The organism is Ferrovibrio sp. (genome assembly GCF_019636075.1).
Lineage (GTDB): Bacteria > Pseudomonadota > Alphaproteobacteria > Ferrovibrionales > Ferrovibrionaceae > Ferrovibrio.
This window is the reverse complement of record NZ_JAHBYG010000020.1, coordinates 18,666-41,898: the sequence shown is the minus strand read 5'-3', so window position 1 is coordinate 41,898 and position 23,233 is coordinate 18,666. Positions and strand designations below refer to the sequence as shown.

15 protein-coding genes are annotated in these 23,233 nt (G+C 63.1%); 2 read left to right on the top strand and 13 right to left on the bottom strand.

Going from position 1 to position 23,233, the window contains the following annotated elements; all coding sequences use genetic code 11:
- Nucleotides 1-56: 56 nt before the first annotated feature.
- A complete protein-coding gene (rho, locus tag KF827_RS10245) occupies nt 57-1,385 on the top strand; it encodes a transcription termination factor Rho (protein ID WP_291004468.1) in 1,329 nt (442 codons plus the stop codon).
- 2 nt (nt 1,386-1,387) lie between these two features.
- On the opposite strand, the gene cysG is transcribed toward rho, so the two are convergent.
- From cysG to KF827_RS10190, 11 genes are all read right to left on the bottom strand, one after another.
- Nucleotides 1,388-2,809, bottom strand: coding sequence for a siroheme synthase CysG (cysG, locus tag KF827_RS10240; protein WP_291004465.1), 1,422 nt, complete (start codon nt 2,807-2,809; stop codon nt 1,388-1,390).
- 16 nt (nt 2,810-2,825) lie between these two features.
- On the bottom strand, nt 2,826-5,492 hold the full coding sequence (locus KF827_RS10235) for a nitrate reductase (RefSeq protein ID WP_291004463.1): 2,667 nt from the start codon (nt 5,490-5,492) through the stop codon (nt 2,826-2,828).
- Nucleotides 5,489-5,857 carry a nitrite reductase small subunit NirD gene (gene nirD / locus KF827_RS10230; protein ID WP_291004461.1) on the bottom strand — a complete coding sequence of 123 codons (369 nt, stop codon included), beginning with the start codon at nt 5,855-5,857 and terminating at the stop codon, nt 5,489-5,491. Before nirD ends, KF827_RS10235 begins: the two co-directional genes overlap by 4 nt.
- Complete coding sequence (gene nirB, locus KF827_RS10225; RefSeq protein ID WP_291004458.1) at nt 5,857-8,319, bottom strand: nitrite reductase large subunit NirB; 2,463 nt, start codon at nt 8,317-8,319, stop codon at nt 5,857-5,859. The genes nirD and nirB overlap by 1 nt, the downstream gene beginning before the upstream one ends.
- 33 nt (nt 8,320-8,352) lie before the next feature.
- Complete coding sequence (locus KF827_RS10220) at nt 8,353-9,153, bottom strand: ABC transporter ATP-binding protein (protein ID WP_291004455.1); 801 nt, start codon at nt 9,151-9,153, stop codon at nt 8,353-8,355.
- Between the two features lie 9 nt (nt 9,154-9,162).
- Nucleotides 9,163-10,479: a CmpA/NrtA family ABC transporter substrate-binding protein gene (locus KF827_RS10215; protein WP_291004451.1), complete on the bottom strand. Its 1,317-nt coding sequence runs from the start codon at nt 10,477-10,479 to the stop codon at nt 9,163-9,165.
- Between the two features lie 13 nt (nt 10,480-10,492).
- Nucleotides 10,493-11,356, bottom strand: a complete 864-nt coding sequence (ntrB, locus tag KF827_RS10210; RefSeq protein WP_291004448.1) for a nitrate ABC transporter permease — start codon at nt 11,354-11,356, stop codon at nt 10,493-10,495.
- A 53-nt stretch (nt 11,357-11,409) separates the two neighbouring features.
- Nucleotides 11,410-12,735 carry a CmpA/NrtA family ABC transporter substrate-binding protein gene (locus KF827_RS10205; RefSeq protein ID WP_291004445.1) on the bottom strand — a complete coding sequence of 442 codons (1,326 nt, stop codon included), beginning with the start codon at nt 12,733-12,735 and terminating at the stop codon, nt 11,410-11,412.
- A gap of 431 nt (nt 12,736-13,166) precedes the next feature.
- On the bottom strand, nt 13,167-13,745 hold the full coding sequence (locus KF827_RS10200; protein WP_291004442.1) for an ANTAR domain-containing response regulator: 579 nt from the start codon (nt 13,743-13,745) through the stop codon (nt 13,167-13,169).
- Nucleotides 13,746-13,851: 106 nt separating this feature from the next.
- Nucleotides 13,852-15,003 (bottom strand): cell division protein ZapE, encoded by a 1,152-nt coding sequence (gene zapE / locus KF827_RS10195; RefSeq protein ID WP_291004439.1) that lies wholly within the window; start codon nt 15,001-15,003, stop codon nt 13,852-13,854.
- 20 nt (nt 15,004-15,023) lie between these two features.
- Nucleotides 15,024-16,097 (bottom strand): nitronate monooxygenase, encoded by a 1,074-nt coding sequence (locus KF827_RS10190; protein ID WP_291004436.1) that lies wholly within the window; start codon nt 16,095-16,097, stop codon nt 15,024-15,026.
- Between the two features lie 121 nt (nt 16,098-16,218).
- Between KF827_RS10190 and KF827_RS10185 the strand changes: the two genes are divergently transcribed.
- Nucleotides 16,219-16,911 carry a DJ-1/PfpI family protein gene (locus KF827_RS10185; protein WP_291004433.1) on the top strand — a complete coding sequence of 231 codons (693 nt, stop codon included), beginning with the start codon at nt 16,219-16,221 and terminating at the stop codon, nt 16,909-16,911.
- Nucleotides 16,912-17,008: 97 nt separating this feature from the next.
- Here the strand turns inward: KF827_RS10185 and KF827_RS10180 are convergent, their stop codons facing one another.
- Nucleotides 17,009-21,760 carry a FecR domain-containing protein gene (locus KF827_RS10180; protein ID WP_291004431.1) on the bottom strand — a complete coding sequence of 1,584 codons (4,752 nt, stop codon included), beginning with the start codon at nt 21,758-21,760 and terminating at the stop codon, nt 17,009-17,011.
- Nucleotides 21,761-21,773: 13 nt separating this feature from the next.
- A complete protein-coding gene (locus KF827_RS10175) occupies nt 21,774-23,150 on the bottom strand; it encodes a tetratricopeptide repeat protein (RefSeq protein WP_291004428.1) in 1,377 nt (458 codons plus the stop codon).
- Nucleotides 23,151-23,233 lie beyond the last annotated feature (83 nt).

Here is a 23,233-nt window from a genome sequence, read left to right as displayed (position 1 = left end):
CGGCTCCCTTCGCGGTACCCTCCTTTTCGAGCGACCCCTCTTCTCCCGAGCGCCACATGAATCTGCAAGAACTGAAATCCAAATCCCCCACCGATCTGCTGGCCTTCGCCGAGGAATTGCAGATCGAGAACGCATCCACCCTGCGCAAGCAGGACATGATGTTCGCCATCCTCAAGCAGCTTGCCGAGCGCGAGGTCGAGATCACCGGCCAGGGCGTGCTCGAAGTGCTGCAGGATGGCTTCGGCTTCCTGCGCTCGCCGGAAGCCAATTACCTGCCGGGCCCCGATGATATCTATGTCAGCCCCAACCAGATCCGCCGCTTCGGCCTGCGCACTGGCGACACCATCGAAGGCAGCATCCGTGCGCCCAAGGATGGCGAGCGCTATTTCGCGCTGCTGAAGGTCAACACCATCAATTACGAAGATCCGGAAAACACCCGCCACAAGGTGCATTTCGACAATCTCACCCCGCTCTATCCCAACGAGCGGCTGAAGATGGAACTGCCCTTCGTGGAAGACCCGGCCGTGATCGCGCCGACCAAGACGCGCGGCGAAGCGGCCAAGCGCGAAAAGCTGATCTCGCTGCCTAAGAAAGACATCTCTTCGCGGGTGATCGACCTGATCTCGCCGCAGGGCAAGGGCCAGCGCGCATTGATCGTGGCGCCGCCGCGCACCGGCAAAACCATGCTGCTGCAGAATATCGCCCATGCCATCAGTGCCAATCATCCGGAAGTCTATCTGATCGTGCTGCTGATCGACGAGCGCCCGGAAGAAGTGACCGACATGCAGCGCACCGTGAAGGGCGAGGTGATTTCCTCCACCTTCGACGAGCCCGCCACCCGCCATGTGCAGGTAACGGAAATGGTGTTGGAAAAGGCCAAGCGCCTGGTCGAGCATAAGCGCGATGTGGTGATCCTGCTGGATTCCATCACTCGCCTGGCCCGCGCCTACAACACCGTGGTGCCGTCGTCCGGCAAGGTGCTGACTGGCGGTGTGGATGCCAATGCGTTGCAGCGGCCGAAGCGTTTCTTCGGCGCCGCGCGCAATATCGAAGAGGGTGGCTCGCTCACCATCATCGCCACCGCGCTGATCGATACCGGCTCGCGCATGGACGAAGTGATCTTCGAAGAATTCAAGGGCACCGGCAATTCGGAAATCATCCTGGATCGCAAGCTGGCCGACAAGCGCACCTTCCCGGCCATCGACATCACCAAGTCCGGCACCCGCAAGGAAGAACTGCTGGTCGACAAGGGCATCCTCGCCAAGATGTGGGTGCTGCGCCGTATCCTCATGCCCATGGGCGGCCAGGATGCCATGGAATTCCTGCTCGACAAGCTGAAGCACAGCCGCACCAACGCGGATTTCTTCGACTCGATGAATACCTGAGCTTACGCCGATATCGCCAGGTCGCGGCTTTGCGCCGCGGCCTGGCGGAAGACCTGGCCGATGCCGATCAACAGCGGCGCACCGGCGGTACTCTCGCCCGCATTCAGCGGGCAGCCTTCCAGCAAATCCCGCAAGCAGCCATGCCAGCGCATTTCATCGGGCCGCGAGATGGCGGCCATTGCGCTCACCGGCAGGTCGGGCGATGCGCCTTCGGCAATCAGCCGCGCGGCAATCGCCGGGGCGGTGCCGCCGCCCATATACAGCATGAGTGTGCAATCGGGATCGGCCATGCCGCGCCAATCCAGCCCGGCCGGCATGCTGCCATCGCGCGCATGGCCGGTGACGAAACGCACCGAATGCGCCGCCTGGCGATGGGTCAGCGAAACCCCCAGACTGGCGGCTGCCGCCAAAGCCGCCGTGATGCCCGGCACCACGCGCACCGGAATGCCGGCGGCGCGCAGGCGTTCGATCTCCTCGCCGGCGCGGCCGAAAATCATCGGGTCGCCGGATTTCAGCCGCACAACATGTTTGCCCTGGTTTGCCAGGCGTAGCATCAGGTCGTTGATGTCGTCCTGTTTGCAACTGGCGCGGCGGCCGCGTTTGCCCACCAGCATGCGCTTGGCCTCGCGGCGCGCAAGCTCCAGCACATCCTGCGACACAAGGTCGTCGAACAGGATCACATCGGCGGATTGCAGCGCGCGCATCGCCTTGATGGTCAGCAATTCCGCATCGCCCGGCCCGGCACCCACCAGGGTTACCGATCCGCCGCTCGCGCAGCCGGTTGCCTGATACTCATGGGCCAGGGCCAGGCTGCGGGCTTTGGCCTCGGCGGCTGGAGCCGCGAAAGCCAGTTCGGCCCAGCGCCGCCAATAGGCACGGCGCGCATCGGCATCGGGCAGCATGGTCTTCAGGCGGCTGCGCAGGGTTTTCGCCGCGGCTGCCCAATCGGCCAAAGCCGGCGGCAGCAGCATTTCGATACGGCGACGGATCGCCTGGCCTAGCACAGGGGCCGCGCCATCGGTGGAAATTCCGATCACGATCGGCGAACGATTCACGATGCTGCCGAATTGCACATCGCTCTGCATCGGCCGGTCGATAGCGCAGGCCAGCACGCCATGGCGATGCGCGGCCATGCGGAAGCGCTCTGCTTCCGCATCGTCCTGCGCTTCGATCACGGCCAGTGCCATGCCGGCGAAATCATCATCCTGCCAGCATCGCGGCTGATGCAGCACTTGCCCATCGGCGGCGCCGTTGTGCAGCAGGCTTTGCATTTCCTCGCCCGGCGCATCGGCCAGCACAACAACATCGGCGCCGCTGGCCGCCAGCAATTCGGCTTTCCAGGCGGCGGGCCCGCCATTGCCGGCCACCAGCACGCGGCGGCCATGCAGATCCATGAACAGCGGCAGCTTGGCCAGCTTTTGCATGCGGTGTGGCGGCGCTTCAGCCGGCTTTCTGGATGGCATTCGCATCGAGCAGTTTCCGTATCTCGCCCTGGCAGGAGCCGCAATTGGTGCCGGCTTTGGTGGCGGCGCCCACGGCCGCCACGCTGTTGCAACCGGCCTCGGTGATGGCACGCAGAATGGGATTCACGCCCACGCCATGGCAGGCGCAGAGGATGGCACCCTGATCGGGTCGATCATTACCGGCGCGGCCGGCCAGCAGGCGCAGGCATTCGGCTGGGCTGACATCGCAGCGTTCCAATTGCGCGGCGGCCCAGGCGCGCGACACCTCCACCGGCTCCGGCGCCACGAACAATGCGCCCAGCAGGCGCCCATCGCGAAACGCCGCCAGCCGCACGCGACCGGATGCACGGTCGTGATAGGCCAACATGGCATCGTCGCTGTTAAGGCCGAACAATATGCGGGCGAAGCTATCCCAATCCGCCGGCATGGCATCATGTGCCAATTCCAGCCGCCAACCCGCCTGGGCCGGCGCCAGCGCCCAATAGTCGCAATCCGGCATCATGGGCTTTTGCGCCAGAACGGCAAAGCCATACCAGGCGGCTTTATAGGGCCTTGCGCGCACCGGGGTGAATTTCAATTCCGGCTGGCCCGAGAAGGGATCTCGATGCGGCGCAATCAAGGCATCCACGCGAGCGCGCGATGCCAGTTGATCGGTCCAATGCAGCGGCACGAAAACGCTGCCGCGCTGCTGGTCCTCGCTCAACAATGCCCGCACCAGCACATGGCCGCGCGGACTTTCCACCATCACCAGGCCGGCCGGAACGATGCCAAGCTGCGCCGCATCTTCGGGATGCAGTTCGGCGAAAGGTTCGGCGATATGGGCCATCAGCCGGGCGGCCTTTCCGGTGCGCGTCATGGTATGCCATTGGTCGCGCAGGCGGCCGGTATTCAGCACCAGGGGATAATCCGCATCAGCGCCGCTGGCTGGCATGCGATAGGGCAGGGCCAGCATGCGGGCGCGGCGATCCGGCGTATAAAAACCGCCATCGCCGAAAAAACGTTTCGGTGTATCGCTCAGCTCAGCGCCGCGCGGCAGCGGCCATTGCAGCGGCGGCAATGCATCGTAGGCCCAGCTCGAAAGCTCGGTGAGCGCCGAAATATCGAAATCGCGGCTACCATCGTTGCCCAGGCCAGACAGCGCCGCATGCTCACGGAAGATCGTTGCCGCATCGGGATAATCGAACGCATCGGCAAAGCCCATGCGCTGCGCCACCTGGGCGAAGATCCACCAATCCGGCCTAGCCTGGCCGGGCAGCGGCAAGGCGGCGCGCTGGCGCGAAATTCGGCGCTCGGAATTGGTCACCGTGCCATCCTTTTCGCCCCAGGCGGCGGCGGGCAACAGCACATGGCCCATGGCCACGCTGTCGGAGGCCATTGTCACATCCGAAACCACCACGAAGGGGCAGGCCTGCAGGGCTGCGCGTACCAGATCGGCTTCCGGCAGGCTGTCCACCGGATTGGTGGCGCCGATCCAGATCGCCTTGATGCGGCCCTCGCGCAAGGCGGCAAACATTTCCACGGCTTTCAGGCCGGGTTTTTCGGTCAATTGCCGTGCTTGCCAGAAATCCCGCACCAGCGCGCGATGCGCGGGGTTTTCGATCTCCATATGGGCTGCCAGCAGATTGGCCAGGCCGCCCACTTCGCGTCCGCCCATGGCATTGGGTTGGCCGGTGATGGAAAACGGCGAAGCGCCAGGCTTGCCGATACGGCCGGTCAGCAGATGGCAATTGATGATCGCGTTCACCTTGTCGGTGCCGCTGCTGGATTGATTCACGCCCATGGAAAAGCCGGTGACCACGCGGGGCGTTTCGGCGAACCAGGCGTAGAATTGCCGCAGCAGATCGGGCGCCAGGCCGGTGAGGCGGGCCACCTGCGAGATGTCGAAGCCGGCAGCTTCCGCCAGTGCGGCTTCCGCGCCCTGCACATGGGCAGCCACGAAGGCATCGTCCGTTGCGCAATGGCCGGCCAGGTAATGCAGCAAGCCATTGAACAAAGCCACATCGCTGCCCGGCAGCAACGGCAGATGCAGATCGGCGAAGCGCGCGGTTTGCGTGCGGCGCGGATCGATCACCACCACGCGCAATTCCGGCCTTGCCGTCTTGGCCGCCTGCAAACGCTGAAACAGCACCGGATGGCACCAGGCGAGATTCGATCCCACCAGCACCACAAGATCGGCCAGTTCGATATCCTCATACACGCCCGGCACGGTATCGCTGCCGAAGGCGCGGCGATGGCCGGCCACGGCGGATGCCATGCAGAGCCGCGAATTGGTGTCGATATTGCCGCTGCCGATGAAACCCTTCATCAGCTTGTTGGCCACGTAATAATCCTCGGTCAGCAACTGGCCGGAGAGATAGAAGGCCACGCTGTCCGGCCCATGCGCGGCGATGGTGGCGGCAAAGCGCCGTGCCACCAGGTTCAGCGCTTCATCCCAGCCGGCACGGCGGCCATGGATTTGCGGATGCAGCAGGCGATCTTGCAGGCCGATGGTTTCGCCCAGGGCCGCGCCCTTGGAACAGAGCCGCCCGCGATTGGCCGGATGCTCAGGATCGCCGCGCACATCCAACCCGCCTTCGCTTGTGGGCCGCAGCAATACGCCGCAGCCCACGCCGCAATAGGGGCAGGTGGAGCGCGTTTCGTTCAAGAGGCGGTTTCCATCAGGTCGGCCCAGGCCAGCGAGACGCGGCCATGTTCCAGTTTCACCATGATGCGCCGGGCGCAGCCATGATCGGCCCCGCGCGCGCGGCCATCGGCCAGGCCGATCTCCCAGTTATGCAGCGGGCAGGTCACACTGTCGCCTTGCACGATGCCTTGCGAAAGCGGCCCGCCGCGATGCGGGCAACGGTCTTCCAGGGCGAACACCTTGTCGTCCTGCGTGCGGAACACCGCGATATCGCCGCGCGCGGTTTTCACCACCCGCGAACCCCGGCGCGGAATCGCCTCCAACTCGCCGATTTCCACCCATTCTCCGGGTGCCCATTCGCTTGATGTGAGAGGCAGCATGTTCATCACGCCATCTCCTTCACATCCATTTTCGGCATGCGCAGATCGGCCATGGCGGTGAATTCATGCGCCTCGGCACCATTCACGCGCTCGGCCCAAGGATCGCTCTGGGCGAAGCTTTGCGCCTTCAGGAAGCGCAGATACAGCGCCTGGCGCTTTTCGGCATCGGTCACGATCTGCGCCTGCACATTGGCCAGGCCCACGCGGTCGACCCAGCTATGGATGCGGTCCAGGTAGCGCGCCTGCTCGCGGTAGGCCTGCATCAGGGCGCCGAAATATTCCAGCACCTCGGCCTCGGTCTCCACCTTGCACAGCAATTGCGTGGCTTTCACATGCAGGCCGGCGGCACCCGCCACATGCAGCTCGTAGCCGGACTCGACGCAGATCACGCCGAAATCCTTCACCGTGGCTTCGGCGCAATTGCGCGGGCAACCCGATACGCCCAACTTCACCTTGGCCGGCGTCCAACTGCCCCAGGAGAATTTTTCCAGCTTGATGCCAAGCCCGGTGGAATCCTGGGTGCCGAAGCGGCACCATTCGGTGCCCACACAGGTTTTCACCGTGCGCAGGGCCTTGCCATAGGCATGGCCGGATACCATGCCGGCGGCGTTCAGGTCGGCCCAAACGGCCGGCAGGTCTTCCTTCTTCACGCCCAGCAGGTCGATGCGCTGGCCGCCGGTCACCTTCACGGTGGGAATATTGAATTTGTCGGCCACATCGGCAATCGCGCGCAATTCGGCCGCCGTGGTCACGCCGCCCCACATGCGCGGCACCACGGAGTATGTGCCGTCTTTCTGGATATTGGCATGCACGCGCTCATTGATGAAACGCGACTGCATGTCGTCCACATATTCGCCGGGCCAGGTGGCGATCAGATAATAATTCAGCGCCGGCCGGCATTTGGCGCAGCCGCAGGAGGTCTTCCATTCCAGTTCCTGCATCACGGCGGGAATGCTGCGCAGGTTTTTCGCCACGATAAGCCGGCGCACGTCGTCATGCCCCAGATCCGTGCAGCCGCACATCGCCTTCACGGTTGCCGGTTTGTAGCCGTCGCCGAGCGTGAGGGTGAGCAGTTTCTCCACCAGCCCGGTGCAGGAGCCGCAAGAGGCAGACGCCTTGGTATGGGCGCGCACCTGGTCCAGGTCGGTCAGGCCCTTTTCGGCGATGGCCGAAACGATCTTGCTCTTGCATACGCCGTTGCAGCCGCAGATTTCCGCATCATCCGGCAAGGCTGCAACGGCCGCCATAGGGTCCAGCGGGGCGCCTCCCGCATAGCCACGGCCGAATATCAGGGTTTCGCGCAGATCGTTGATCGGCGTGCCCTCGCGCAGCAACTGGAAGAACCAGCTGCCATCTTCTGTGTCGCCATACAGCACGCAGCCGATGATCCGGTCGTCCTTGATCACCAGGCGTTTGTAAACCCCGCGCGCGGCATCGCGCAGCACGATCTCTTCCCTGTCCTTGGCCTCATTGAAATCGCCAGCCGAGAACAGGTCGATGCCGGTCACCTTCAGCTTGGTGGAGGTGACCGAGCCGGTATAGGCATCGTCGCAGGGATTGATCAGATGCGCGGCGGTCACCTTCGCCATCTCATAAAGCGGCGCCACCAGGCCATAGCAAATGCCGCGATGCTCCACGCATTCGCCCACCGCGAAGATATCGGGGTCGCTGGTGCGCGTGGTGTCGTCCACCTTCAGGCCGCGGCCCACATCCAGGCCGGCCTCCTTGGCAAGCTGGGCATTGGGCCGGATGCCCACCGCCATCACCACGATATCGGCGGGCAATTCGCTGCCGTCATCCAGGCGCACGGCGCGCACTTTATCTTCGCCCAGGATGGCATGGGTGTTGGCCCGGGTGATGACGCGGATGCCGCGCGCCTCGATGGCTTTTTGCAGCAGATAGCCTGCGGCCGGATCGAGCTGGCGTTCCATCAATGTGGGCATCAGATGCAGCACGGTCACATCCATGCCGCGCGCCTTCAGGCCGGCAGCCGCTTCCAGACCCAGCAGGCCGCCGCCGATCACCACGGCCGCGCCGCCGGCTTCGGCAGCTTTCAGCATGGCATTCACATCGTCCAGATCCCGATAGCCCAGCACACCGGGCAGATCGGCGCCGGGCACCGGCAGCATGATCGGGTTCGATCCGGTGGCGATCAGCAGCTTGTCGTAAGGCAGGATGGTGCCGTCTTCCGCGTGCACCTGGCGAGCCGCGCGGTCGATCTTCACGGCTTTGCGCCTCGGCAGCAGCGCGATGCCATGGCGGGCATACCAATCCTGATCGTGGATCAGGATATCCTCATAGGTTTTTTCGCCGGATAGAACCGGCGATAGCATGATGCGGTTGTAATTCACCCGCGGTTCGGCGCCCAGGATCGTAATCTGATAGGCATCGGGCGCCTTCTCGAGCATTTCCTCCAACACGCGGCCGGCCGCCATACCATTGCCGACAACGACCAATCTTTGTTTCATGGCGCGTTTCCTCCTCAGCCTTATCTTGGCTGTTTACGCCGCATGGGCAGGCGCGCGATGGCGCGCATACAGGAATTCCAGAATCGCCTGGCGGTAGCGGCCATATTCGGCATCGGTCACCAGCTCCAGGCGATTGCGCGGGCGCGGCAGTTTCACATCCAGGATTTCGCCGATCGTGGCCGCCGGGCCATTGGTCATCATCACCACGCGATCAGACAGCAGCACCGCCTCATCCACATCATGGGTAATCATGATCACCGTGTTATTCAGCTTGGCATGCAGCTCCATCACGGTGTCTTGCAGTGTGGCGCGGGTCAGGGCGTCCAGCGCGCCGAACGGTTCGTCCAGCAGCAGCACTTTCGGTTCCATGGCCAGGGCGCGGGCAATGCCAACGCGCTGTTTCATGCCGCCGGAAATTTCGTTGGGCCGCTTGGTCAGGGCCTGGTCCATGCCCACCAGGGCCAGGTTGTGGCGTGTCCAGTCATCGCGCTCCTTGGCGCTCTTGGTCTTGCCATGCACCTTGTCCACCGCCAGCTTCACATTGTCGTAAACGCTCAGCCAGGGCAGCAGCGAATGGTTCTGAAACACCACGGCGCGATCCGGGCCGGGATCGTTCACTTCCTTACCCTGCAGCAGCACGCCGCCCTTGCTGGCGCGCAACAGCCCGGCAATGATGTTGAGCAAGGTCGATTTGCCGCAGCCCGAATGGCCGATCAGCGCCACGAATTCGCCGGCCGCGATCTTCAGGTCGATATCGCGCAGGGCCACGAAATTGGCGCCCTGGGCGGAGGCGAAGGTCATGCCCACATCGTCGATGCTGAGATATGCGCTCATGATGGGCTCCTATCGGTTTGCCGGATTGCGGCGCAGGGTGGGAAGCACGGGCTCGGCGGCAACGCTGCGCACAGGTTGTGCGCCCATGCGGGCCGAAGAGAAATACGAGCCATCGAAAAACAGATCCGGCCCCATCTCGATGGGCGCGGTGGCCTGGCCCAGAATCCAATGGCCGGCATGCAGGCCTTCCGGCTTGCGGTCGATCAGCGGAAACGGCTTGTCCAGCGCGGCCGCTGCCTCGCGGTAGATATCGGGGCGATACACCACATCGGCCAATGCCGAGATATCGGTGGCAGGATCGATCAAGTGCCAGCGCCGCATTTCGCCGAGATACCATTCGGCCTGGCTGCGCCAGGGGAAATTGGCGGTATAACGGCTGAACACATGGAAATCCGGCATATGCTCGGGCGGTTCGTCCAGCCCGTAGCGCACCACACCCAGCATGCCTAAGCGGATCGCATCGGCGGCGTAGGGCCCGATATATTCAGGCTTGGCCATGATCTCCACGCCTTCCAGGCGGTTTTCCGGCTTGTCGAGCCATTCGGCGGCTTCGATCAGCGCCATGGTCATGGCTTTCACAACCAGCGGATTGCGTTCCGCCCAGTCGCGGTTCACGCCGATCACCTTTTCCATGCGGTTGTTCCAGATTTCCTGTCCGGAAATCAGAATGCGTCCCACGCCGCGCAGCACCGCCAGCGAATTCCATGGATCGCCCACGCAGAAGCCATCGATCTCGCCGGCGGCCAGCCGGTCGGTCATCTGCGGCGGCGGCACCACCACCAGATCCACATCATGGTCCGGATCGATACCGGCGGCTGCCAGCCAGTAGCGCAACTGAATCTGGTGCGATGAATAATTGAACACCGTGGCCAGCGTCAGTTTCGGCTTGCCTTCCTTGCGATCCTTGGCGATCAGCTTGCGCATCACGCTGGCGCCATCGGCGCGCTTGTTGGCCAGATTGGGCTCGATCTCCAGCAGGCGCTGCCACAGCGCGGTGGAAATGGTGATGGCATTGCCGTTCAGCGCCAGCACAAAGCTGACGATCTGCTGTTTGCGCCAGCCGCCGGCACCCAAGGTGGCAGCCAGCGGCATCGGCGCCAGCATATGCGCCGCATCCAGTGCGCCTAGCGCCACCTTGTCGCGTACGTTGGCCCAGGATGGTTCGCGCGACAATTCCACATCCAGCCCATGGCGGCGGAAAAAGCCTTTTTCCTGGGCAGCGATCAGCACCACGCAATCGGTAAGCGGGATGAAGCCGATCTTCACGCTGGCGGAAATCGCCTTGGCGGGGCGCTGTGCGCGGGGTTTGCCGGTGCGGCGTGGCATGGTCGGCGCCCTCCTATTGAGCGGCACCGCCGCCCACGCGGCTGCCGATGAAGGCGATCAGCCGATCCAGCATGAAGCCCACCAGGCCCACATAGATCAGCGCCAGGATGATCTCGCTGATCAGCGAGCTGTTCCAGGCATCCCAGATGAAGAAGCCGATGCCCACGCCGCCGATCAGCATTTCAGCGGCCACGATGGCCAGCCAGCTCAGGCCGATGCCGATCTTCAGGCCAGTGAACATGAAAGGCACAGTGGCCGGCAGCATGATCTTGAAGAAATATTCAAAGCCGTTGAGCTGCAGCACACGCGCCACATTGCGGTAATCTGCGGGGATGTTGCGGATGCCCACGGCGGTGTTGAGGATGATCGGCCAGATCGCGGTGATGGTGATCACGAAGATCGCCGAAGGATCGGCGGCGCGGAAGGCCGCCAGCGAAAGCGGCAGCCAGGCCAGCGGCGGCACGGTGCGCAACACCTGGAAGATCGGATCCAGGCCGCGGAACGCCAGGGTGGATTGGCCGATCAGCACACCCAAGCCGATGCCGATCACGGCAGCCAGCGAGAAGCCGATGGCAACGCGCTTCAGGCTGGAGGCGAGATGCCAGAACAGGCCTTTGTCGAGATTGCCTTTGTCGAAAAACGGATCGCTGATCAGCATCCAGGTATCCTGCACCACCGTGGAAGGCGGCGGCAGCGAGGCATTGGGCTGCGAACAGGCGATTTCCCAGATGCCGATCAACAGGGCCAGAAAGAGCAGCGGCGGCAACACGCGCGAGGCTATCGCACGGGCGGCATTTTTCAGTTTCGGCAGCAGCGGCGCGGAATTCCGCGCCGCACCCAAACCGAGTGCCGTCTTGTCGATGGTTTCCATTTTCATCGCCATGTCTCCGCCGCTTTCTTTCAGGATCGCTTGATCAGGCCGGGTTTCGATTAAACCCGGGCGATTGCCAGGGATTTCAGATAGGCCGAGGGATCGGCCGGATCGAACACCTTGCCGTCGAAGAAGGTTTCCTTGCCGCGCGAGGTGGATTTCGGCAGATCGGCATCGGAAACGCCCAGGCCCTTGGCGGCTTCGCGCCAGAGGTCTTCGCGGTTCACCTGTTTCACCAGCGCGGCGGTATCCAGATCGGCCGGCTGATAGCCCCAGCGGATGTTTTCGATCAGGAACCACAATTCATGGCTCTGGAACGGATAGGAGGCATGATCGCGCCAGAATTTCATCATCAGTGGGCTTTCCACGCCCACCTTGGCGGTGCGGTTGCCATCGCCGTAATCGATGGTGCCCTGGGTGCGGTCGAGGATGTCCTTCACCGGCACCTTGAACCAGTCGCGGCCGCCGACGATGTTGCACATCTCTTCCTTGTTTTCCATCTTGTCGCACCACATCTGGGCTTCCTGGGTGGCCATCAGGATCGCCTTGGCCGCCTTCGGATTCTTGTCCACCCAATCGGCGCGCAGACCCAGCGATTTCTCCGGATGGTCCTTCCACAATTCGCCGGTCATCAGCGCGGTGAAGCCGATTTTCTGGTGGATCAGCTGCAGGTTCCACGGCTCGCAGACGCAGAAGGCTTCCATCGCGTTCACCTTCATGTTCGCCACCATTTGCGGCGGCGGCACAACGATGGTGGCGATATCCTTGTCGGGATCGATGCCGGAGGCCGACAGCCAATAGCGGATCCACATATCGTGGGTGCCGCCCGGGAAGGTCATGGCAGCCTTCAGATCCTTGCCTTCCGCCTTGCCTTTCTTGAAGGCTGCGGCCAGCGTCTTGGCATCGGTGGTCACGCCCATGCCGGCGTAATTCTTGGAGACCGAGATTGCCTGGCCGTTGGTGTTCAGCCGCGCCAGGATATACATCGGCAGCTTCACGTTATTCTTGGTCACCTTGCCGCTGGAAATCAGATACGGCATGGGGGTGAGGATATGCGCGCCGGTGATGCCGCCGCCGGCCTCGCCAAGCTCCAGATTGTCGCGCGTGGCGCCCCAGGATGCCTGCTTCTCGATGCTCATGTCGGGCAGGCCGTATTTGGCGAACAGGCCCTTTTCCTTGGCGATGATCAGCGGCGAAGCGTCGGTGAGCGCGATATAGCCCAGCCGCGCGCCTTTCACCTCGGGGCCAGCGGCCTGGGCGAAAGCACCGGATGGAAAGGCCAGCTTGGCGGCGGCCAGCAGGCCGGCCACGCCGGCGCCGGTTTTCAGCAGGTCGCGGCGATTAACGGCGAGCTTGCGGGATTGCTTGTTCACGTCCTTACGCATCGAATTCCCCCTCGTTGCGGCCTTCAGCCAGGCTGAAGACATAAAAAAAGGCGTCCGCGCCACCACCCAATCCATGGGTCGTGATCGCGGGACGCCATTGTCCCTCTGGGTCCGGTTTATCCAGGCTGCATCGCCCGGGGCCGGCGCTAGAACCCTCCGCGCCGTTGCGGTGGGTGTTCGCAGTCTGATTAGCAGGAAGCATGCCAGCTGCCCGCCCATGCCGGTTTCCGGTGGCCGTCCAAACGACTTCGCGGGTTCGGCGGAGCGCTGAAAAAGCCTTTATTTATAAGGCTAAAATGAAATCGTGCCGTATGCGGAAAAATTTCTCCATGCCGCAGTCCCGCGTATGCCGCAGGCGAGTCGGGCAGCCAGAAGCTTTCTGTTGCATCGCACAAAAAATAAGCGGCTGTGCTGCCCAGCTATGCAGCGGGCTATTTGTTTTTCAGCACATCGGCGAAGGCCAGCAGGGCCTCGGCCACATCGGCCAGGCGCTGTTGGCGGTCCATGGCCAGCCGGCGCAAGGCGGCATAGGCCTCGCTTTCATTCAGCCCGCGCTCGCGCATCAGCAGGCCCTTGGCGCGTTCGATCAGCTTGCGTTCGGCAAGGGTTGCCTTGGTCTTTTTCAACTCGTCGCGCAGCGCCTGAAACTCGCGAAAACGCGCGATTGCCACGTCTAGAATGGGCTTCACGCGTTTTACATTCAGGCCGTCGATGATGTAGGCCGACACGCCGGCCTGTACGGCTTCGGCCACCATGCTGTCGTCGGATTGATCGACGAACATCACCACCGGGCGCGGTTGTTCCTCGTTGATCTGGCGCATGCTTTCGATGGTGTCGCGGCTCGGCGAACCCATATCCACCAGGATGATGTCGGGTCCGATTTCATTGACGCGTTTGGCGCTCAATTCATCAGGTGGCAGTCGGGCCACCAGTTCATAGCCCTGGGCGCGCAGGGTTTCGTCCAGCAACGCAGCGCGTTCGGGGTCCTCATCGATCAGAAGAATGCGCAAACCGCTCAACTTGATCCTGTTTCGTCTCGCCGCATCATAGCAGGCGATGGGCTACGCAAACTCCGTGCCATCAATGGCCGGATCAACCTGCGCGATATGGCAGCATTCACGCGCCGCGATGCGGCAGGGCGCGATATTCATCGCTTTGCATTTCGTTCAGGCGGCTGACGCAGCGCTGAAATTCAAATGCACCATCGCCTTCCAGGTAAAGGCTTTCCGGCTTTGCCTCGGCGGCTGCGATCAGCTTGGCATGGGCTTCGTACAATGTGTCGATCAATGTCACGAAACGCTTGGCTTCGTTGCGCTTGTCGGCGCTCAGGCGCGGAATATCCTGCAGGATCAGCGTGTGGTAGCGCTTGGCCAAAGCCAGATAATCCGCCGGGCCCAAAGCGGTTTCGCATAGATCGGCAAAGCGAAACCAGGCCACGCCGCGCGCCTGCTTGGGCACTTTCAGCACACGGCCCAGCACCGGCAATTCTTCCGGCATGCCGGGATCGGCATCGGTCAGCAGATCGAAGGCGCGTTGCAGGGCTTCGGTGGCGGCCATGCCCAGCGGCGCATGCCAGACCGGGCTGCCAGACAGCCGCTGCAAGCGGTAATCGCGTTCGGCCGCCAGATGCAGCACATCCAGCTTTTCCTTGAACAGCGCGATGAAGGGCAGAAAAAGCGGCCGGTTCAGGCCGTTGATATAGAGATCGTCGGGTGCGCGGTTGGAGGTGGCCACCACCACCACGCCGCGGTCGAACAGTTTCTCGAACAATCGGCCAAGGATCATCGCATCGGCCACATCGGATACCTGGAATTCGTCGAAGCAGAGCAGCCAGGCGGATTCGGCGATCTGCTTGGCCACCGGCTTGATCGGGTCGTCGCCGCCGCGCTTCTTCTCGTCGGAGTCCGGCGGCAGGTTGCGATAGCGGAAAATCGCCCCGTGCACCTCCTGCATGAAGGCATGGAAATACACCCGGCGTTTGCGGGCCACCGGCGCTGCATCGAAGAACAGATCCATCAGCATGGATTTGCCCCGGCCCACTTCGCCATAGATATAGAGGCCTTGCGGCGCCGGTTCGCGTTTGCGGCCCAGGCTCAGCCGTTGCAGCCAGCCGGCATCGCCGGCGCCGGGCTGATAATGCGCCAGGCGGCGCGCCAGCAATTCCAGCTTCTCGGCGGCCAATTCCTGCGCCGGGTCGTCGTGCAAACTGCCTGCCTGCAGGCGGGCGCGATAGGTTTCAAGCGGTCCCATCGGGCTGTGATGCGGCATTCGCGCCGCCAGATCAAGGGTCAGAAGCAGGTATGGGCCTGCTGCATCACCCGCGCGATGATCTCGGCTGCTTTTTCCGGCCGCGCCAGTTTGGCGGCCTGTCCGGCCCAGAGCGAAAGATATTCCGCGTCGCTCTGCTTAGCGGCGGCCTGGCGCATCGGCCGGCTCCAGGCATTGGGGATCGGATAATCCGGCAGCAGGTTTTCGCGGCCTTCGATCTGCTCCAAAAAGCGGTTGCGCAGGCCACGTGCCGGCCGGCCGGAGAAGGCACGGGTGATGGCGGTCTCAAGGTCGCCTCCGGTGTTATTTACGCTTTGCAGCGCGGCGCGATAGGCGGCGCTGGTGCCGCATTCCTCGGCCAGCAGAAAGCTGCTGCCGAGTGCCGCCGCCTGGGCGCCCAGGCAAAGCGCGGCAGCCACGCCTCGGCCATCGCCGATGCCGCCGGCGGCGATCACCGGCAGGCGCACGGCATCCACCAGCAGCGGCACCAGGGCCATGCTGCCGATCATCGCCTGCTCGAAGGGCTTGAGGAATGTGCCGCGATGGCCGCCGGCTTCCGCGCCTTGCGCCAGGATCGCATCCACGCCGCGGCGTTCCAGTTCGCGCGCTTCCGCCGGATGGGTGGCGGTGCCGATCACATATATATCCCGCGCCTGCAGCGCCTTCACCAATGCGGCATCCGGCGCGCCGAAGGTGCAACTGAAAACCGGCGGTGCCTCTTCCAGCACCACGGCGATCTGCGCATCGAAATTTTCCTCGAACGCCTGGGGCGGTTCCGGCGGCGGCAATTTCAGCGTGGCATGGGCTTTGGCGATTTCGGCAGCATAGGCGGCCTCGCGCATCGGATCGCGGCTCCATGGCACCGGGATGAACAGGTTCACGGCAAAGGCCCGTTCGGTGCCTGCCTTCAGCGCGCGAATCGAATCGCGCAGCCGCTGCGGGGTGAAATAGGCCGCGCCCAGGCTGCCCAGCGCACCGGCGCGGCTGGCGGCCAGGGTGAGTTCCACGGTAGCGGTTTCGCCGGCCATCGGGGCCTGCACCAGCGGATGCAGCAACCTCAGGCGTTGCACGAACGGCGTTTCGAAGCGAGACATGCGGGCGCTCCTGCGATTTTGCCCGTAGTTTGCGCCTGAAATCTCCGCCGGCAAAGCCCTGGCAGGATCGGAAGCGTTTGTTTTACACTAGACAAAACAACAACGCCGGGAGAGTCACCTTATGCATATCGGTTTGCTGCTGTTTCCGCGTCTGACGCAGCTTGATCTCACTGGCCCGTTCGAGGTTTTCGCCCGCATGCCGGGCGCGCGCACCTATCTGCTGTGGAAGGATACCCAGCCGATCACCTGCGATCGCGGCATGAACATCCTGCCCAGCATGGCGTTGAGCGAGGCGCCGCAACTGGATGTGATCTGCGTTCCCGGCGGCCCCGGCCAGATCGACCTGATGGAGGATGATGAGGTGCTGGATTTCCTGCGCAAGCAGGCGGCCGGCGCCAAATGGGTCACGTCGGTCTGCACCGGCTCGTTGGTGCTGGCCGCTGCCGGCTTGCTGGATGGTTACAAGGCGGCCTGCCATTGGGCCTCGCGCGACCAGCTGGCGCTGTTCGGGGCCGAGCCGGTGGATGCGCGGTATGTGATCGACCGTAACCGCGCCACTGGCGGCGGCGTTACCGCAGGCATCGATTTCGCGTTGGCGCTGGCCGCGCAGATCCATGGCGAAACCATGGCCAAGGCGATTCAGCTCAGCATCGAATACGATCCGGCGCCGCCCTTTGCGGCCGGTTCGCCCAAGGGCGCGGGCGAGGACGTGGTGTCCACCCTCAAAGTGGTGATGGCGCCGATGCTGGAAAAAAGATTGGCTGCTAGCCAGCGGGCAGCGGCCCGTTTGAGCGGTGGGCAGCGGCCCGTTTGAGCGGTGGGCAGCGGCCCGTTTGAGCGGCGTGCAGTGGGCCGCATGAAGGCCCGAGGTGAAGCGCGTAAAGCCCTAAAGCTTCAAACCATCCCGGCCATCATGGCGGCAGTTTCTGCGCGGCGAAGGTGCCTGCCGCGCTATAGCTGGTATTGTTCAGGCTGAAATTGCCGCCTGAAGATTTCGTTGGATCGCCGCCGCCCTTGAAGAACGATCCGTTCAGGCTGCCGGTATAGCCGCCGGTGGCGCTCAGCGTGCCGGAGAAGTCGCGGCCATTGCCGGCGGTCACCGCGCCGGTGATCGGTGCGATGCCATCGAAATTGGAAATGGTGACGTTGCCGGCCTGGGTGGCGAAATTCCAGCTTTGGCTGAAGCTGCCGAAGGCGACATAGCGACTGCCATTGTTGTTTACGTTGGCGGTCGCGTGGCCGCTGAAACTGGCGGTGCCTGTGACCGGAATTTCCGCCAGCCCTGGCAAATCGCCGGCCACCCAACTGGCCATATGCACGCGGTCGCGCTGGCCGGGCGTGGCGCTGCCCGCGCCATTATGGGTGATATCGGTGATCCACCAGCCCCATTGCAGATATTCGCAAGAGCATAGCGTAACGCTGCCCAACGCGCTGTTGCTGACCGTGCCCAGGGCGTGGGTCACCATGAGGCTGCGGGCGGTCACGTCCACGCCATTCACCTGGCTGGATGTGGAGGTGGCTTCACGCAGGCCGAACACCTCGTCGTTGATGAAGGCGGAAGAGCCGCTCTCACTGCCTTGCGAGCCGAAATGCAGCCCGTAATTCTGCCCGCTACCGGTTAGAACCATGATGGCATCGGCGCGGTTGGTGGTGGCATTGGTGGTGAGAGTGAAGCCTCCCGCCGAGGCAGCGCTGGTGAGCGCGTAATCCTGCGGCAGCGCCACATTGGCGCTGGTGCGGCCTTCCACCATCGCGGCGGCGTAGCCGTGCAGGGTGCGGGTGGTGCGCGTCGGATCGGTGAGCGTGGCGGGCAGCGTAGCCTGCCGGTTGGCCACGATATTGTAGTAATAATCCTCGCCGCTCAGTTGGTCATGCGGCTGCAGGAAACCGGTTTGATCGATGCGGTTGGTGGTCTGCGTGCTGCTATTGTAAGACGAGCTGTCGGGTGCCAGCACGATATGGTCGGCATTGCTGCCATAGATCGCGTTGCCGTTGCCGGTGCTGGCCGAGGCCACGCCGCCTGCCACGCGCACGGTGGTGTCGTTGGCATCGTCGCGCACCGATCCGCGCACGCCGCCGGTCAGCATCACGCTCTGCTGGCTGCCTTCCTGGCTGTAGATGCCGGTGCTGCCAATCAACAGGCTCTGCTGGCTGCTGCCCTGGCCGTAAATGCCGATTGAGGCCTGCAGGAAAACGCTGCGCTGCGGCGAACTGGCCAGGCTGGCGCCGGTGATGTTCGGATTATAAACCGAATAGATCGGCGATATCTCGGTGTTGGCGGCCAGCGTAAGCATCTGGCTGGCATATTGGCCGGGCACGAAGGGCAGCGCGGTGCCGGGGAACAGCAGGTTATGCGCGGCCATGCCGGTGGTGGGGAATTGCGCCATGGTGGTGGGCTGGCCGGCATAAACCACGGTGCGGCTGTTGTTGGGATTGGTGCTGTCGGCCAGCGAGGCGAAGAAGAAAATCCCCGAATCGGGATAATACATCGTGCCTTCCTGGGTGGTGCTGGTGGTGTAGTCGTCGAACGGCGAATAGGTGTTGGAATAGCCGACGGATGTCGGGGATGAATTGGTTTGGGAATTGAAGAAGAAATCGCCGGCTGCAGTGGTGATGCGGAACCAGGAATCGCCGATGCGGCTGACGCCGGAAACCGGTGAATTGTAAAGCGCGGTCGGGGTGATCCCCAAATTCATGTTGTTGAAGCCGCTATAGGGGTATTGGCTTTTGCTCGGCGTGTCGGTGTCGAGATTGTAGCGGTAGTAATGGCCGCGCCAGCCCTGGGCATAAAGGTTGTTCACCGCAGCCGAAGCATTGCTGCCGGCAACGAACGTGCCGCCGGCAGTATAATCCGGGCCGCTGATGTCGAATTGTCCGCCCATATAGCGGGCGGCATTGCCGCCTCCCTCGAAGAACGATCCCTCGAAACCGCCGCTCATGTTGCTGCCAGAAAGCGAGCCGTAAAAATCCCGGCCATTGGCGGAGTTGCCATTGCCATAAAGGCTCAGGCTGTCGAAATCGCTGATCTTGAACATGCCGACGCGGCTGCCGAAATTCCAAGAGGCATCGAAATTGCCCACCGCGATATAGCGGTTGCCTGTATTCTGCACGTTGCCGATGGCGTGGCCGCCGAAACGCGCGGTGCCGGTTTGCGGGATCGAGGGCAGCGAGGGCAACAGGCCGGTCATGTAGGTGCCGAGATGGATGTTGTTGCCAGTGCCGTCGCTTTCCTTGAAATTGCTGAACCACCAGCCCCAGGTGACGCCATCGCAATCGGAACAGAAATTCACGCCATTGGGCAGGAAGCCGGCATCCACATTGGCCACCGACGACGAAACCATCAGGCTGGTTTGATTCGTCACCGGGTCTGAAGCCGCCGTGCTGTTGGTGGTTGCCGATTCACGCAGGGCGTAGAGCTTATCGTTCACGAAGGCCGAGCGCGCATCCAATGCGCCGGTTACGCCGCCGAATTCGAGAGAATAGGGATTGCTGTCGCCCTCCAGATTCATCGTGGCCTGGGCGCGGTTCGTGGTGGCGTCGGTGATCACCGTCAGGCCCATCGCGCCGATGCCTTGCGCTTGCAAAAGCCTGTCGTTGGGAAACGGAATGTTATTGGCGTCCATGCGCTGTATCATGCCCGAGGCATAGCCCTGCAGGGTTTGCGAGCTGCGCGGCGTGGCGGTAACGATGCTGGGCGTGGTGGTGCTGCGCACCGCAACGTCCACGAAGGCCACATCATACGGCGCGGTGGCTTCTTGCGGCGTGGCAATGCCCAGTTGCGAGGTGCGGTCGTAACTGTTGGTGCCGGTATTGGGCGTCAGCTTGTCGGTGGACAGCACCAGGTATTGCCCACTGCTGCCGAACGCCGCCGAATGGTCTCCATTCACCGCGAGAGTGGAAAGATCGCCGCGCAGCGCGGTGGCGTTGTTGCCGCTTCCGCTGCGCATATAAGAACCCGCCACGCCGCCCAGCGCGACCACTTCGCCGCTTTGCCCATCCACGCCGAACTGACCGGTGGTGCCGGCAAGGAAAGAGGTTTGGCTGGCGCCTTGGCCGGAAATGCCGATGGAGGCCTGCAACAGCACCGAGCGTTGGTCGCTGCCGGCGATTTCGGTGGGCGTCAGATGTTCGTTATAGGCTGCATAGAGCGGCGAATAGACGGCGGAATTGCGCAAGGCGGTATCCGCATTGGGCACCACTTCGCCGATCAGGGGAATCGCGTTCAGCCCGCCCAGCATGGTATAGGCGGCCAGGCCGGTCTTGGTGAAGTTGGTCGGCGTGGTGGGCACGCCGGCGGTCAGCAGCATCTTCGTATCCGCGCCGGATTGCAGGCCGTAGAAATAGAAATCGCGCGCCGGGCTGGCATAGCCGATGCCGCTGAAGGTGCCATAGGGATTGGTGATGCTCGACAGGCTGAAAAAGCCGCTCTGGCTCGGCAGAGTCAGGGTGGTGGTTTCAGGCACCAGCGAGGTGCCGTCTACAGTGACGCGCCATTGGGCGCCATTGCTCAGTCCGGCATATTGCGACGGCGTCTGGCTGTATTCGTCATTGATCGAAACCGACAGCGTGCCGGCATTGAATCCGGTATAGGGTTCGGCCGTGCTGCCATTGCCGAAGATGAAGCGGCCAAGACGCCCCAATTGCTGCGAGAAGGTGGGCGTGGATACGGTATTCTGCGCCGCCTGATTGCTGGTGCTGGCCTGATTGTTGCTCACCGACTGGTTGGCGCTTTGCGTGGCGCTTTGGGTCTGCGGGTTCAACCCGGCCGGCGGATTGGCGGCGCGCTGGGCCGGCGGCGGCGGCGGCCCAACGGGTGCGATGCCGGCGGGCGGCGGTGCGGAATTGGAGTTGCTGACGCCGCTGCTGTCCAGCCGCGATTCGATAGCGCCGCCCGGCGGCGGGCCGCCTTGCTGTCCGCCGCCTTGCTGTCCCCCGCCTTGTTGCTGCTGTTGTTGTCCGCCGCCGCTGGATTCCAGTTGGCTGGAGGATTCGCGCATTTCCTGCGCCGATACGGTGCGCGGCGGGCTGGGCGGCGCGCCTGGCAGCACATCGATGGCGGTGCCCGGCCGTGTGGTCACCTGGGTCACGCCATTCTGCGTCATCGACATTTCGCGGCCGAACAGGAAGCGCGCCACCACCGGCTGGCCCGGATTGATGTTCAAGGTGGCAATGCCGCCGCGAATGCCCATGGTGGCGCTGCCGGCCTTGATCTGCACCGGATTGTCTTTGGAAATCTTGCCGCCCACGAAACGGAATACGCCCTTGGTGACCGACAGCGCGATTTCGCCGCTGCCCTTTGCGGGGTCGTAAACGAATTTATCCAGCGTCAATTCGCTGTTGGGGCCGATGGAAAAAGCGCTGCCGTCGCGGAAGATCAACTGGGCCTGGCCATTCGGGCCAGTCACCACTTTTTCATCCACCAGCATATTGGTGCCGACTTCGATGATGCGCTTGTCCATCGCCGGCGGCTGGCCGGTGGCATCCGGGTTCACGGCGGCGGCCACGCCGATGCTTTCGCCGGCGGCCAGCGCCGGTGCGGGTGCCAAAGCAGGATGCAGCAGGGCGAAGGCAGGCAGTGCCGCCAGGGCCAGATGGCGCATCAGCGAACGCGGCTGCGATGCGGCCGAAGATTTGCGGTCAACTTGCGCGCGGAAGATCTGCATGGCTTCCCTCCGTTCAGAACCGAACGCTGGCGCCGAACATGACGCTGTCGTTGGTGTATTGGTTGTTGGGCAGCGACGAGCCGCGCAAGGTGCGCGACAGCACGCCCACAAAGGTCCAGGATTGGTTGAGCGGAATCGCCTGGGTCAGCGAGAAGCGCCAATCCTTGTCGAAACGCGTGATGAATGGATCGATGGTGTTATCGGGTTCCTGATAGGCAGTGAAGGCGCGGGTGGCGCTGGCAATCGCGGTCCAGCGCTGGCTGGTCAGGCCGAAGGGCGCATCGAAATTATAGCTGGCGCCCGCCGTGAAGGCATATTCCAGATTGGTCTGCGGGTCGGCTTCGGTTTCCTGCTTCACCAGGCTGATGCCGGCATTCAGGCTGAAATCCTGGTTCACGGCATAGAGCAGGCGCGAGCGCAGGCTGCGCTCCAGTCCGTCGCGGTCGCTTTTGTTCGGGCTCTTGAAGCTGTCGCGGAAACGGCGGTCGCGCAATTCGGCGCTCACCTCGAACAGCAATTGCGGCGTCAAGGTCAGGCCCAGGCTGGCGCCCAGGCCCGGCGCGAAGAAATCGCGCACGTCGTCGATGGCCACATAGCTTAGCAGCGCATAAGGCCGGAAGGTCGGATCCATGTCGCTGCCCGGGAACAATTTGTAATTCGGCCCGGAGGTGATTTCGACCAGCGACACATCCACGGTTTCCTGGCGGAACTGGCGCGCGATGTAATTGGTCAGCGTGGTGTCCCAGGTGTCGGTGCTGGCTTCCGACATTTCGTAGCTATGCTTCACGTTCAGCGCGGCAAAGCTGTTCCAGTCGCGCTTCTGGGTGAATTGCGAATCCAGCACGGCGCTGAAGCCGCCCACCAGCACATTGCCGGTGGCCGAGGCGGTGTTGGCATTGGATTGCCAGCGCAGGCCGCCGAATAGCGAACCCGACCATTTATGCGGCGATTTGCGCTTTTCGATTTCCGCCATGAAGGCATCCACCTTGGAGCGCACTTCCGGCGGCGTGTTGGGTGATTCCACCGCGCTCATCAGATAAGACCGCGCGGCTTCATACGAACCCAGGCGGAAATACAGCACGCCGAGTTCCAGCCGGATGCGCGGCAGGTTCGGGTTGACGAACAGCATGCGCTCCAGCGCCGCGACCGCGCCTTCTAGATCGCCTGCCTTGATCGCCTGTTCGGCATAGGCAAAGGTTTTGTCCAGATTGCCGGGATCGGCCAGCATGGCCTGAAAGGCCTTGTCGTATTCCTCGCTGGCCTGAATCTCCTGCGCCGCGGCAGGCGCGGGCTGCAACGTAAGGCCGCATAGCAGCAGCAGCATAGCGGCAAGCAATGGGCGGATGCGATGGAAGGCAGTATCGGCTGGCGCTTGGCGGAAAATCTGCATGAGCTTGGTCGTGCCCGAATTAATGTGCTTTTGACTGCCTGATGTGCTTATGGCGACCACAGGCCCGTCGCCGCTTAGGCAGC

Coding starts and splice junctions, on each gene's coding strand:
- rho (WP_291004468.1), top strand. CDS start 57: ATGAATCTGCAAGAACTGAAATCCAAATCCCCCACCGATCTGCTGGCC.
- cysG (WP_291004465.1), bottom strand. CDS start 2,809: ATGCAAAAGCTGGCCAAGCTGCCGCTGTTCATGGATCTGCATGGCCGC.
- nirD (WP_291004461.1), bottom strand. CDS start 5,857: ATGAACATGCTGCCTCTCACATCAAGCGAATGGGCACCCGGAGAATGG.
- nirB (WP_291004458.1), bottom strand. CDS start 8,319: ATGAAACAAAGATTGGTCGTTGTCGGCAATGGTATGGCGGCCGGCCGC.
- KF827_RS10220 (WP_291004455.1), bottom strand. CDS start 9,153: ATGAGCGCATATCTCAGCATCGACGATGTGGGCATGACCTTCGCCTCC.
- KF827_RS10215 (WP_291004451.1), bottom strand. CDS start 10,479: ATGCCACGCCGCACCGGCAAACCCCGCGCACAGCGCCCCGCCAAGGCG.
- ntrB (WP_291004448.1), bottom strand. CDS start 11,356: ATGAAAATGGAAACCATCGACAAGACGGCACTCGGTTTGGGTGCGGCG.
- KF827_RS10205 (WP_291004445.1), bottom strand. CDS start 12,735: ATGCGTAAGGACGTGAACAAGCAATCCCGCAAGCTCGCCGTTAATCGC.
- zapE (WP_291004439.1), bottom strand. CDS start 15,003: ATGCCGCATCACAGCCCGATGGGACCGCTTGAAACCTATCGCGCCCGC.
- KF827_RS10190 (WP_291004436.1), bottom strand. CDS start 16,097: ATGTCTCGCTTCGAAACGCCGTTCGTGCAACGCCTGAGGTTGCTGCAT.
- KF827_RS10185 (WP_291004433.1), top strand. CDS start 16,219: ATGCATATCGGTTTGCTGCTGTTTCCGCGTCTGACGCAGCTTGATCTC.
- KF827_RS10180 (WP_291004431.1), bottom strand. CDS start 21,760: ATGCAGATCTTCCGCGCGCAAGTTGACCGCAAATCTTCGGCCGCATCG.
- KF827_RS10175 (WP_291004428.1), bottom strand. CDS start 23,150: ATGCAGATTTTCCGCCAAGCGCCAGCCGATACTGCCTTCCATCGCATC.